Origin of the sequence: Flavobacterium sp. JAS, assembly GCF_020991455.1 — a bacterium.
Lineage (GTDB): Bacteria > Bacteroidota > Bacteroidia > Flavobacteriales > Flavobacteriaceae > Flavobacterium.
The window spans coordinates 143,436-156,441 of sequence record NZ_JAJMOX010000005.1; the positions used below are offsets into that span (position 1 = coordinate 143,436).

A 13,006-nucleotide genomic window follows, 5' to 3' on the forward strand; every position below is an offset into this window, starting at 1 on the left:
AAAGTTTTGTTGGATAGATGACTAAATAATTTATGTATACTTGCAGAAAATAATTACAACTATAACTTAAATGTATTTTCGCCAAGATATTCAAGGATTACGTGCTCTTGCTTTTTTATTCGTATTTGTATTTCATTTAAATTCACTGTGGCTTCCTGGTGGTTTTTTAGGTGTTGATGTTTTTTTTGTCATATCTGGATATTTAATGACTACATTAATAATTGATGATATTACCAAAGAGAAATTTTCTTTTAAAGTTTTTTTTCTAAAGCGTTTTAAAAGAATTATACCGGCATATTACTTTTGTTTATTAGCTGTAGCTTTTGCAGTTTCCTATTATTATTTATATTCAGATTTAGATTCTTTTAAAAATATATTATTCCGATCTGCACTATTTATTTCAAATCGATCATTTGCATCAGGAAATACATACTTTGGCGCACAACAAAGCGAGAACCCTTTACTGCATACTTGGTCGCTTGCTATAGAAATGCAGTTTTATGTTCTACTTCCTTTTTTACTATATTTTTTTAAGAAACACATTGTTAAGATTACTTTATCTATAATTTTTATTTTAACGATTTATTCCTCATATCAAATAGAAATTTTAGGTAATAAAAATGGAATGTACTTCTCTTTATTAGCTAGGATACCAGAATTTTTGATAGGAAGTTTGTTCAGTCAATTCTTCAAAAACGGCATTGATCTAAGACGAAATATAAATAACCTAATTGCAACTTTAAGCTTGTTCATTTTGATTGCTTCAGCTTTCTTTATTTCAGAAAAAACATTTTTTCCTGGTATAACAGCTATTGTACCATGTACAGCTATTGCTTTTTTACTATGTATTAAAAATAATTTTGTTTCTGATTGTTTTTCTAAAAGAATACCTGTTTTTATAGGAGGATTATCATACTCCTTATATCTATGGCATTTTCCTATAATGGCATTGATAAGATATACAAATGATGATTATTCCTTTACTTTTAAAGAAATTATTTTTATTTGTGTATTAACTTTTCTTTTGGCTTGGTTTTCCTATAATTTTATTGAGCGTAAATTCAGAAACAAAAGCGACTTATCTTTTTATAAAATTTTTATTCCTCTATATATTACTTTTGGAATATTAACTTTAAGTCTTCCAACGATTTTAAAATTCCGGGAAATACCTAATATATATTGCAAACCTATAGTTGGACTAAATTCCCATGGAATGAACAATATCGAGAAATTTGGGTCTCCAATCAAAAATGATAAGATTGCACTTATAGGAAACAGTCATGCTTTAGCGCTTAAACCATTTTTTGATTATATTGGAAAAAGCAATAACTTTTCATTCTATACTTTAACTTGTGATTCATATCTCGCGATCAAAGGCATTGATAAAAATGAAATCCCTGTGAGTGATTTAAAATACTATAAATCAGGAAGAAAACTGATCAATAAAACTTACGATCTTATCCAAAACAGCAATGTAATTATAATAGCAAATCTTACATTTCAAAGAACACAATCACAGTATAAAGCAATTGATGATTTATGCAATCAGATAGATCGGGATAAAAAGATTATTTTAATCAATACATTTCCTATAATCGACAAAAATCCAATAAAAATAAATAATGGTTACGTCAAAAACAGTAACTATAAATTTAAAGAAATAGAAAATAATGAAAATTATAATAAACTCAAAAAAATTGCTGATAAATACGACAATGTTTATTTATATAACATAAACAAAGGAATAATAAGAAAAAATCTTGGTTATATTAACGACACTGTCGCTTACTATAATTCTGAACATATTAACACCTTTGCATCAGTTAAAATGGCAAAAGATTTAAATCAGGACTTTATGTCTTTTTTTAATAAAATTAGAAATAAAAAGTAGTATTAAAAGCTATTGAATAGTAGAATATAGTAGCCAGTTTAGATTCGCCAATTCCGTTTACTAAAGCTCTGGAAGATCAGTTTTTACCAAAAGACCGTTTTGAGGAGGTTTTATTGGATTTATTGAAATACTAAATACTAAATTACTTTACTTAAAGAAGTTATTTTTGAACTTCAGAAATTAATGGAACAGAAATAATAGCAATGCATACTAATTTTGAATGTAAATCTTTGTCAAAGTTTAAAACTTTGACAAAGATAAAACATCAATAAATTATATAATAACCACCAATCGTTGACCATCAAGAGCTTCTTTGCTCCACATTTCTTCGATATCAATTAGTTTAACTTCTTCGATATTGACTTTTAGTTTGTTTTGCGCTGCTAAAAGAAACATTTCAGGAAGAATCTCTGAGAATAATAATTTTACTTCAGCTTTAGACCAACTTCCTAAACCAGAACCTGATAATTGCAAATCTACACTTCTCAAAATACCTGATGATAACTGAATAGAATCGCCTGCCATTCCGCCAATTGTGACATATCTAACTTTATTAGTAAAAGAACCGTTTCCTTTTATAGCGGAAAGAATCAATTCGGCAGGATGTCCCCATAAATAATCCAGAATAACATCTATAGGAGTTTTGGAATGAATTTCTTTGAGTTGTGCGATAATCGTTTCGTCATCTTGTTTAAGCGAAATAATTTCATCAGCACCTAATTCTAAAAGACTTTGAAGTGTTTTTTCATTTCTTCCGGTAACGATTATTTTCTTTGCGCCATAATGTCTCGCAATCTGAATCGCCATTTGTCCCGTAAAACCTGTCGCTCCATTAATTAAAACAGTTTCTCCCGCTTGAATATTTGCTCTAAACCTAAGCGCCATCGCAGAACCTGCAACTGCATTAGGCAACGAAGCCGCAACGGCATCGCTAATTCCGTCTGGCAATGGTACAAATATGTTTTTGTCAATAATCGCTTTCTCTGACATTGTACCGTTGATTCCGCGAGCATAAACTCTCGTTCCGTTTTCTAGTACACCAACGCCGTCGCTGCCCACAATAAAACCGTTTTGAGTATCATTTTCTGACGAGTAATGTTTACCGCTGGCTTTTCCTTTATCTAGATTTGTAATTGCCACCGCTTTTACCGAAATTAAAATCTCGTTTTCATTTTGCACAATTGGATCTGCAAAATCGGCATATTTTGGCATTTCGCCCTTTTTATAAACTACTGCTGCTTTCATAATTATTTAATTTTATGATGCAAAGTTCTTTCATCGTTTACAGCTAGGCGATAACATTTGTTATCAAATATTTTTTTTTACCATATAAGTTATATAAGTTCATTTAAACTTGTCTTATAATAACTTATATGGTGAAATATTATAGCGAAGTCCTACTATTTCTTTTGTAATAATTTGCTTTTTATCCGGCTTAAATGAACGGTGCTTACGCCCAGATATGACGCAATATAATGTTGTGGAACTCGCTGTGTAATTTGAGGTCTTTCTTCAATTAAGTTTAGATAACGCTGAGTAGGAGAGTCCTTTATAAAAGAAACAAAATGTTTCATATAATCAAATGTACGCTCAAAAAGCATATTAATAAAACGATCTCTCAACTCCGGAATTTCTTTTATTTCTTCCAGAATTTTATCCAGATCATTTTTAGAAATCCACCAAATAACAGATTGTTCAATAGTTTCAATAACAACCGGACTTGGTAGTTTTTTCATGAAGCTTTCGATAGAAGCCACGCTTTGATTTTCGAAAAAAAACTGAGTTGTTAGATCTTTTCCGTTATTATTGAACCAAACCCTGATACCGCCTTTTTCGATTATAAAAAGTCTTTTTGAAACTTCTCCTTCTTCTAAAAGAATTGTTTTTGCAGGAACTTCAAGCCGTTTGAAACAGCTCGTACATTCGCTCCATTTTGAATCATCAATTGGGAATTTATTTCGGAATTGACTGAACATTTATTATATAATTTATTTATTTATTTATTTATTTATTTATTCCATTGTTACTGTACGCCATTCCTTAACCATTTCTCCATTTCCTCGCATATCAGATATCTCTAGAAATTTAAACTTATTCTTTGAAATTTTCTTATACAATTTATCGAAATCCTTGAATGCTTCATACTTACCATTATTATAAAAGAATCCAAATTGCTCTATAAACTTCCATTTATTATCTTTCAATGTCCAAATTCTAAATGACTTGAAATTACTTGTACAAGAGGAGTAATATTCTGCTATTTCATTCCCGCCATCTTCATCTATATCACCAATACTAAATATACTTTCCGGATGACAACAATAGGATTCAGTCTGTATTCGCGGTATATCATTATCGGTAAAATAATACGAATCACCTTCTTCACAAGAATTTAAATTTTGTAAAACAAAAACTGAATCTTCTTTTTTATCTCCATTCAGATCGCCTAAATTTTTAAATCCTTCACTATAAAACTCTGAGATAATCTTCTTGCTAAATCTAATTGGATAACATTTGTTTTTCTTATCCTCGTGTTGGTATTTAGAAATATCTAGTTTGAATTTTCCTTTTAAAATGGAATCATTAATGTATGAGATATCATTTGAAGTTATAGAATCTTTTGGAGTATGATCTTTTATACTTTTTACTTGTTCTTCAAATGACATGCTTTCCCAAATATTTATTTTTTGGGTCTTATGTTTTTGTTTTATTTCTATCCCGGTTTCTTTTGAATCTTTTTTACAAGACAAAACACTTAAAAATATTAGCAGAAAGACTAGTTTCTTCATTAATTATATTCTTTATTTAATCCGAATTATATCCTGCTCTAATTGCTAAAATATGTAAGATCACGGGATGTAAAAACTCAAGATTTTCGTCGTTTATATTCAATGACATCTTCGGTTTAGAAACCCATGTTTTCTGTTTTAATTGGGAAATTTTAGTTTCTTTAAAATAGTGAGAAAAATTTCCGTCAAGCGAAATAAAATAATCTTGTTTTATATATAACCTTTTACCGAAACCAAAGATTATTCTTGTATCTGTTATTTCTGATATATTTTTCGTAAACAATTCATTCTGGAATAATATATTATAATAACTATTAAAAAAAGACATTTTATATTTTACCTCTAAAAGTAAAATATTATTATCATTGTAAATCGTTATAATTCTGTTGGTCCAGTTGAATTTTACCTTCGAATAAAATAAAAGTTCATCATCTCTATAAACATACAAACTTTGCTTTTTATCTTGAACTATTTCAATTTCCATTTAAAAAATCTAATTCGAATTCGACTCCAATTCAAACAATTGTACTTGGCTTTTCAAGCGGTCAATCAGTAAATTCATCATTCTTTTATTTAAACTTGAAGAGTTTTGAATATAAGTTTCATATTCTTCAATTGTAAAAAGTGCCATGACAATTCCTTTAAGGGAATTTCGGAACTTAATATCTTTCTGAATGGAATTTTCGATGGTTTGAAGTTTCTTTTCGACCGTATAAGAATAAAAATCGGCCTTGTTTTTATTTACGTAGTTTATAAAAACGGCAACAAATAAATCATTTTGAAGTTTTAAAATAGGCCTAATCGTCTGATTTTGAAACAACTCATCTGGTGAAGATTGAGCGCTTACAGTTCCTAAAGTTTCGCCTCTGAATTCTCTTAAAAAAGCATCTCTATCTTCCATGTTTTTTCTTTAAATTTAGAAAAAATTCCAATACAAAAATTTTTATTTAAACTAAAATTATGCGATTTCATACCAGAAAATGGGTTAAACCCGAAGACTTAAATCCAAACGGAACTTTATTTGGCGGAAAATTATTAGCCTGGATCGACGAAGAACTGGCATTATACACCATTATTCAGTTAGAAAACACTAGAGTTGTAACCAAATACATGTCTGAAATCAATTTTAAGAGTTCGGCAAGACAAGGTGATATTGTCGAAATTGGAATTGATGTTGTAAAATTCGGAAATACTTCTTTAGTTTTAACCTGTGCCGTTCGAAATATGATGACTCGCGAGATCATTATTACAATCGACCAAACCACAATGGTTAATCTGGACGAAAATGGTAAACCAAAAGCGCATGGAAAAACCCAAATCGAATTCGTAAAAGATCGTTTGTAATAATAGAAATGATACGTTTTGTCAGGAAATTACTAACGATTATAAAAAATGACCATGAATAAACTAATTATTTTATTTGCGTTTTTTACTTCAATAACTTTTGGTCAAAAAATCAAAATAGGAAATCAGGAAAATCAAATAAAAACATATCAGTACGTTTTAGAAAATTTTGATTTAATAAAAAAGAATAACCCTGAAGAAATGATTTATGTAAATTTAATTTTTAATAAACATCGATTCATTGATCGGGTAACGTATTATTCTTGTGCAATAGCAAATGATGATGAAAAGAAAACAGAAACTCAAGTTCCTGCCGCATTAGATGAATTTATTAAAAATTCATTCTCCTTTTTTTTAAATGATATTTTTTTTAATAAAAGTGAGGGCGAAGGCGGTTATTCATTTTATATCCCTTTGAATAAAAAAAAACTTAAACTTGCTATCAATAATATCAATGAAGAAACAGAAAGATTAGCAAAAGAAACCGATAAGGTTGGAGTAATTCCAAATTCTAAATTTAATTTCCAAATCAATAGTTTGTATTTTAACAGAGAAAAAATTGAGAACAAAAAAATTGAAAGTCAATTAAACGAGCTGAATTCTGAACTAATAGAAATTGCTCCGGATCTATATTTAGTCTTTAGAATAATAAAAACGAATCAATTTAAAACAAATATGTCACGAGATTATTTTGAGTACAAAATTATGTATTTGAAAGGTACATCATCAAAATTGTATACTCTGAATCGAAGTGAAATGTTTGATAAAAATGGAATTGAAATTGATGAAGTGCCAACATCCGGAGGAAATGACAATCTCGCAGATTCTATTTGCTCTGATGAAGATGGAGATAATAGTTCTGATTTTATATTTCAAGAATTTAAATTTAATCTGAAAATTCAGTTTATAAACTCACCAAAATAAATGCGAAAAAAATCTTTATCATTTCTTGTTGTTATACTTACTTTTTTAATTTCCTGTAATTCTAAAGAAGATAAAAGCCAATACAATCATATTGTCTATCGTGCTGTAAACAATAAGGATACGGCGATTCTAGTGATAAATATAAACGACAAACGATTCTACGGACGTTACGAAATATTATACCACAAAATTGGGAAGGATTCCGGAGACGTAAGAGGAGATATTAAAGGCGATACCTTAAGAGGAGATTTCCATTTTATCTCTAACGGAGGAAGCTGGAAAAGAACTCCATTGGCATTGTTAAAAAAAGAAAACAAACTTTATCAGGGAAAAGGCGTAATTGGAACTTATTTTAATCTTCCTTGCTTTGTACCCGACCAGCCAATAGAATATGATAAGTCAGAATTTGTTTTTGAAGAGGTGAGAAAATAGCTTCAAGTTGTTTTGCTTTGAACATAATTTTACCGCAAAGTGCGCTAAGTTTTTTTGCCTGTAGAACTTAATATAAACGCAGAGTTCGCAAAGCTTTATGTAGATAAAGCTTTGCGAACTCTGCGTTTGTGTACGTATTATGCATAAAATACATTGCGTACTTTGCGGTTAATTAAAACATTCAAACTTGAAACAAGAGTTTTACTCTAATCTTCCAATTTTCGAAGCCAATTCAAATATTTCAAGATCAAAATATTCTACAGAAGCCATAACGTGGTCAAAAATATCGGCTTGGATATATTCATAATTAGACCAGCGTTTGTCGCTCGAGAAAGCATAAATCTCTAACGGAACTCCATGCGCAGTCGATTGTAACTGACGACACATCATGTGCATGTCTTTATTCAAACCTGGATGTGTAATTAAATATTGCATTATATATTTTCTAAACAATCCCAGATTAGTCATATTTCGACCATTAAGCGCCAAGGTTTTATCTACGCCGCGGATATCATTGTATTTTTCAATTTCAGATTGTCTGCTTTCGATATAAGAACTTATCAATTGCACTTTTTTCATCTGATTCAAATCTTCATCCGTCAGGAAGCGAATACTGCTGCTTTTGATTAGAACGTGTCTTTTAATACGTCTTCCGTCAGATTTCTGCATTCCGCGCCAGTTCTGGAACGAATCAGAACTCAAAGCATAAGTTGGAATCGTTGTAATCGTATTATCAAAATTTCGAACCTTTACCGTTGTCAGATTAATTTCGATTACATCACCATCAGCACCAAATTTATCCATCGTAATCCAGTCACCAATACGAACCATATCGTTTATGGCAACCTGAACACTCGAAACAAATCCCAGAATAGTATCTCTGAAAATCAAGATAATAATCGCCGAAAGCGTCCCTAAAATCGTCAGTAATTCGCCTTGTTTGATTCCGAATAACTTTGAAATAATGATTGCAACACCAAAAATCCAAAGCACAATCATAATGACCTGAACGAAACTATCGATTGGTTTATCGCTGTATTCCGGTTTTTGTTTTAGGTAATCACGTAAAGCGTTAAAAATTGTTCTGACAATCCATAAGGTTATCAATACAATATAAACACCAACTATTTTTCCAAAAACACTTTCCCAATATTCGTATTTATCCAGAATAATTGGAACCGCTTTATAAATAAAGAAAAACGGAATTAAATAAGCGGTGTATTTTGTGGTTTTATTGTGAATTAAATAATCGTCAAATTTTGTTTTGGTTTTTTGCGCAAAAATGGCAGTCAGGGTTACCAAAACAAATTTTGCCATATAATAAATGGCATAAGCCAAAATCACCATAATGGCAATATTAAAGACAAGGCTAATGTAGGACGCAAAGTTGCGGCTCATTCCCCAATCTCTAAAAAGAGGGTATAAAAAGTTAAATATTTTATCCAAAAGATTAGGCATTATTTTCTAAATATTTTTTCTCGATATAAAAAGTTCCAAAAGGAATAAGAGAAGCTATTTGAATAATTCCGAAAGTTTTTAAATCCCAGTTTTGAGGTTTTCTAAGTAAAAATGCCAACAATACATATCCTATAAATAAAACACCATGTGTCATTCCTAAAGGACGTAATAAGGTATGATAAAGTTCAGGATTATTGGTCTTAACGAAAAGCATATTGGTAAATAACACTAAATAAGAGATTCCCTCTAAAATTGCAGTAACTTTGAAAATCTTGAGCATGTATATATTTTTTGAGTTTATTCCAGCAAAATTAAGTATTATCGTTGGTTTTTGCGACATGAATCAGGAAAGTAATTTACTTTTGTATTCTTAAACTTTGATAATGAGTAAACGCGATTTAAAAAAATATTTGACCGAATTGAACAAAGAACAACTCGAAGAACAAATAATCGAGTTGTACGAAAAGTTTAGTCCTGTAAAAGTCTATTACGATTTTGTTTTCAACCCAAAAGAAGATAAACTGCTTCAGGAATGCAAAGTCAAAATTTCACATGAATATTTTCCAATCAAAAAGCCCAATGCAAAAAGGCGTCCAAAAGCCAAAATGCGCCGTTCGGTTGCACAGAAATACATCAAACATTTCATTTTGATAGGTGTTGATCCTTTTGTGATTGCTGATATTATGCTTTACAACATCGAAATTGCGCAAACGTATTCGTCACAAAATTTAGTAAAGCAGGAATTATTCTACAAAAGCATTTTTAATTCATTTGAACAAGCCGTAAATTTTTCAATTTCCAACGGAATTTTAGCAGATTTTAAAGAACGTATTTTTAACATTCAAGAAGAAACTATTCAACAAAAATGGAAAAACAAGTACGATTTTGAAGCAATTTTAGATAAAATCGACTCATAAAAACACTTCTCATAAAAAATCTTATTTAAAAAAAACATTTATTTTAGGTTAAAATAAGATGAATAACTGTTTTTTCGGTGTATTTTTGCAAAAATCCAAAAATAAACAATGTCTCAAAACACTTTAGAAATAGAAAGAGAAGAGAAAAAAGAACTTTATGCATACCAAAAAGGCGATATCGACGCCATTTTTGAACGTTTAGACAATGCTCCTTCGAAACATCATTTATTATATCAATTGCCAACAGGTGGTGGAAAAACAGTGATTTTTTCCGAAATCGTGCGTCGTTATTTGGCAAATAATGATAAAAAAGTGGTTGTTTTAACACACCGTATCGAGCTTTGTAAACAAACCTCAAAAATGTTAAAAGGGTTTGGTGTTTCTAATAAAATTATCAATAGTAAAGTAAAAGAATTGCCTGACCAAAACGATTTTTCTTGTTTTGTTGCGATGGTTGAGACTTTAAAAAACCGTATCAATGATGAGAAATTACATCTTGATAACATTGGTTTAGTTATTATCGATGAGGCACATTACAATTCATTCAGAAAATTATTAAACTCATTCAAAAATGCTTTTATTCTTGGAGTAACAGCAACGCCATTGAGTTCGAATATAAAATTACCAATGCACCAGAGTTACGATGAACTTATTGTGGGAGACACCATTAGTTCATTGATTGACAAAGGTTTCTTGGCTAAAGCGACCACTTATAGTTATGATGTAGGATTGACATCACTTAAAGTAGGTATCAACGGAGATTATACCGTAAAATCATCAGACGATTTATATACGAATACTATCATGCAGGAAAAACTTTTGCATGCGTATACAGAACGTTCATTGGGTAAGAAAACCTTAATTTTCAACAACGGTATTCATACTTCATTATATGTATATGAAACGTTTAGAGAAGCCGGTTACGACATTAGACACCTTGACAATACAAGTAGTTCTGAAGAGCGTAAAGACATCTTACAATGGTTTAAAAAGACTCCTGATGCGATTTTAACATCGGTAGGAATTTTAACTACAGGTTTTGATGAGCCAACAGTTGAAACTATTATCCTGAACAGAGCAACAAAATCGCTAACTTTATACTACCAAATGATTGGTCGTGGTTCTCGTAAATTACCTGGTAAAGACGAGTTTACCGTTATCGATTTAGGTAATAATGCAGCACGTTTTGGTTTATGGAGCGAGCCTGTAAACTGGCAGCATATCTTTAAATCGCCTGAGTTTTATTTGGAGAACTTACGTGATGATACAGAAATTGAGTTGTATTTCAAATACAGCATGCCACCGGAATTACGTGCTAAATTCAGTAAAACTGCCGATGTAACTTTTGATGTTGATGAAGAGCACAAACTAATCATCAAGCAAAATTTACGTTCTAAAGTTGTATTAGACAAATCATTAGAGCAACACGCTGCAATGTGTGTCGATAATACTGAAACATTACAAGAAGCAAAATCATTAGGAAAAGAGCTTGAGGACGATATCGAATGCCGTATCAAACGTTACGCAAAATGTTTGAGCCAATGTAGTAAAAACTACCGCGAATGGCTGGTTGACGATTACAAACTAAAACTAGTTTTGTTAATTGGTAAAAAGTATCGTGAAAAAATCATGAACGAACCAGATTGATCTCAAAAGGGTTAAAAAAGTTTCAGGTTCCAGGTTTCAAGTTGTTTTCTTTGAACATAATTTAACCACAAAGTTCGCAAAGTTTTACAATATTAACGCAAGTTATACTTTGTGTACTTTGCGAAAAAACTTTGCGAACTTTGCGGTTAAGCACACAAAGCAAACCTGAAACCTGAAACAAAAAAAACAAAAATAAACAAAACAAAAAAATGTCTAAACAATTCTCATCATTAGGAATTTCAGCACCAATTTTAAAAGCTTTAAGCGAATTGAATATTGTTGAACCAACAGAAATTCAGCAAAAAACAATTCCGTTACTTTTATCTGAAAGTCATGATGTTGTAGGTTTAGCCAAAACCGGAACTGGTAAAACTGCCGCTTTCGGATTGCCGTTATTACAATTAATTAATACAGAATCTTCTGTTGTTCAAGCCGTTATTTTGGTTCCAACCAGAGAACTTGGACAACAAATATTCAGAAATTTAGAGGATTTTGGAAAACATATTCCAAATATCTCTATAGCTTCAACTTGTGGTGGAATCCCCATTAAGCCACAAATTGAACGCCTTAAAGCTCCAACACATATCGTAGTAGCAACGCCGGGACGTTTAATCGATTTGATTCAGCGTAAAGCAATTGACTTAAAACAAACCGAATATTTAGTGTTAGACGAAGCCGATGAAATGGTTTCGATCTTAAAAGAAAGTTTAGACGAAATCGTAGCCGAACTTCCTAAAAAACACCGCACATTATTGTTCTCTGCAACTTTACCGGGAACAATCAAACAATTGATTCAGAATTACTTAAACAAAAATGTAGTTCAAGTAAGTGCCAATATGGAAACTGTTGGTAACCAAGGAATTGATCACGAATATATTGTAGTTGATCCAATTGAAAAATTGGACGTTTTAATGCATTTCCTGAACTCAAAAGAAGGAGAGCGCGGAATTATTTTCTGTAAAACTAAAGCTGCAGTCAACAAACTAGCTAAAAACCTGGCTATAAACCGTTTTTCTTCTGGAGCACTTCATGGAAGTTTATCGCAAGGAATTCGTGACAGAATCATGGAGCAATTTCGTGAAGGACACATTAATATTCTGGTTGCTACAGATTTAGCTGCAAGAGGAATCGACGTAAAAGAAATCTCTTATGTTGTAAATTATCATTTGCCGGATACTTACGAAACTTATGTTCACCGTAGCGGAAGAACTGCAAGAGCAGGGGCAAAAGGGCTTTCTTTGACCGTTTTGCAAGAGGAAGAAGTAGCTGAAATTCCGGAATTTGAAAAAGAATTAGGAATTAAATTTACTAAATTCCAAAAACCTTCAGTTATAAGTTTAGAAGAGAATAATACGCTTTTATGGGCGAAACAAATCTTCAAAACAAAACCAAATCACGATATTTCGACAGATTTAAAAACTAAGGTAAAAACTGTTTTTCATCATCTTACTAAAGACGAATTGATTGAAAAATTACTCGCTAATTACGTTTTGCAAAACAAAGTTGAAGTAACGGAGAAACCTGTTAAAAAATTCAAAAAGTAATATTTGCCCTTATTCTTTTTCTAATTTATATCGTAATTTTATAGAGTAATAACATTCTGT

The 13,006-nt window shown here is 30.9% G+C and carries 14 protein-coding genes; 7 read left to right on the top strand and 7 right to left on the bottom strand.

Annotation, left to right across the window (positions count from 1 at the left end; translation table 11 throughout):
• Positions 1 to 70 precede the first annotated feature (70 nt).
• Positions 71 to 1,891 carry an acyltransferase family protein gene (locus LPB88_RS08570; RefSeq protein WP_230714608.1) on the top strand — a complete coding sequence of 607 codons (1,821 nt, stop codon included), beginning with the start codon at positions 71 to 73 and terminating at the stop codon, positions 1,889 to 1,891.
• Positions 1,892 to 2,164: 273 nt separating this feature from the next.
• Here LPB88_RS08570 and LPB88_RS08575 read toward each other — a convergent pair whose 3' ends face one another.
• The 5 genes from LPB88_RS08575 to LPB88_RS08595 form a co-directional block, all read right to left on the bottom strand.
• Complete coding sequence (locus LPB88_RS08575) at positions 2,165 to 3,136, bottom strand: zinc-binding alcohol dehydrogenase family protein (protein WP_230714609.1); 972 nt, start codon at positions 3,134 to 3,136, stop codon at positions 2,165 to 2,167.
• A gap of 155 nt (positions 3,137 to 3,291) precedes the next feature.
• Positions 3,292 to 3,867 carry a Crp/Fnr family transcriptional regulator gene (locus tag LPB88_RS08580; protein WP_230714611.1) on the bottom strand — a complete coding sequence of 192 codons (576 nt, stop codon included), beginning with the start codon at positions 3,865 to 3,867 and terminating at the stop codon, positions 3,292 to 3,294.
• A 36-nt stretch (positions 3,868 to 3,903) separates the two neighbouring features.
• Positions 3,904 to 4,680 carry a hypothetical protein gene (locus LPB88_RS08585; RefSeq protein ID WP_230714613.1) on the bottom strand — a complete coding sequence of 259 codons (777 nt, stop codon included), beginning with the start codon at positions 4,678 to 4,680 and terminating at the stop codon, positions 3,904 to 3,906.
• Positions 4,681 to 4,696: 16 nt separating this feature from the next.
• The gene (locus tag LPB88_RS08590; RefSeq protein WP_230714614.1) at positions 4,697 to 5,164 is read right to left on the bottom strand and encodes a hypothetical protein; all 468 of its coding nucleotides are present in this window, start codon (positions 5,162 to 5,164) and stop codon (positions 4,697 to 4,699) included.
• Between the two features lie 9 nt (positions 5,165 to 5,173).
• On the bottom strand, positions 5,174 to 5,581 hold the full coding sequence (locus LPB88_RS08595) for a glyoxalase (RefSeq protein ID WP_230714616.1): 408 nt from the start codon (positions 5,579 to 5,581) through the stop codon (positions 5,174 to 5,176).
• Positions 5,582 to 5,640: 59 nt separating this feature from the next.
• On the opposite strand from LPB88_RS08595, the gene LPB88_RS08600 reads away from it, so the two are divergent.
• Genes LPB88_RS08600 through LPB88_RS08610 form a run of 3 tightly spaced genes read left to right on the top strand, consistent with a single transcriptional unit; the run spans position 5,641 to position 7,380 of the window.
• Entirely contained in the window at positions 5,641 to 6,024 is a 384-nt protein-coding gene (locus LPB88_RS08600; RefSeq protein ID WP_041516175.1) for an acyl-CoA thioesterase, read from the top strand.
• 54 nt (positions 6,025 to 6,078) lie between these two features.
• Complete coding sequence (locus tag LPB88_RS08605; RefSeq protein ID WP_230714618.1) at positions 6,079 to 6,948, top strand: hypothetical protein; 870 nt, start codon at positions 6,079 to 6,081, stop codon at positions 6,946 to 6,948.
• Positions 6,949 to 7,380 carry a hypothetical protein gene (locus tag LPB88_RS08610; RefSeq protein ID WP_230714621.1) on the top strand — a complete coding sequence of 144 codons (432 nt, stop codon included), beginning with the start codon at positions 6,949 to 6,951 and terminating at the stop codon, positions 7,378 to 7,380.
• 201 nt (positions 7,381 to 7,581) lie between these two features.
• Here LPB88_RS08610 and LPB88_RS08615 read toward each other — a convergent pair whose 3' ends face one another.
• On the bottom strand, positions 7,582 to 8,838 hold the full coding sequence (locus tag LPB88_RS08615) for a mechanosensitive ion channel family protein (RefSeq protein ID WP_230714623.1): 1,257 nt from the start codon (positions 8,836 to 8,838) through the stop codon (positions 7,582 to 7,584).
• On the bottom strand, positions 8,831 to 9,118 hold the full coding sequence (locus LPB88_RS08620) for a DUF3817 domain-containing protein (protein WP_110835163.1): 288 nt from the start codon (positions 9,116 to 9,118) through the stop codon (positions 8,831 to 8,833). Before LPB88_RS08620 ends, LPB88_RS08615 begins: the two co-directional genes overlap by 8 nt.
• Positions 9,119 to 9,221: 103 nt before the next feature.
• Between LPB88_RS08620 and LPB88_RS08625 the strand changes: the two genes are divergently transcribed.
• The 3 genes from LPB88_RS08625 (at position 9,222) to LPB88_RS08635 (ending at position 12,946) form a co-directional block, all read left to right on the top strand.
• Positions 9,222 to 9,755, top strand: a complete 534-nt coding sequence (locus LPB88_RS08625) for a DUF6155 family protein (RefSeq protein WP_230714625.1) — start codon at positions 9,222 to 9,224, stop codon at positions 9,753 to 9,755.
• 108 nt (positions 9,756 to 9,863) lie between these two features.
• Complete coding sequence (locus tag LPB88_RS08630) at positions 9,864 to 11,402, top strand: DEAD/DEAH box helicase (RefSeq protein WP_230714626.1); 1,539 nt, start codon at positions 9,864 to 9,866, stop codon at positions 11,400 to 11,402.
• Positions 11,403 to 11,611: 209 nt separating this feature from the next.
• Positions 11,612 to 12,946 (top strand): DEAD/DEAH box helicase, encoded by a 1,335-nt coding sequence (locus LPB88_RS08635; protein WP_230714628.1) that lies wholly within the window; start codon positions 11,612 to 11,614, stop codon positions 12,944 to 12,946.
• Positions 12,947 to 13,006: the final 60 nt, after the last annotated feature.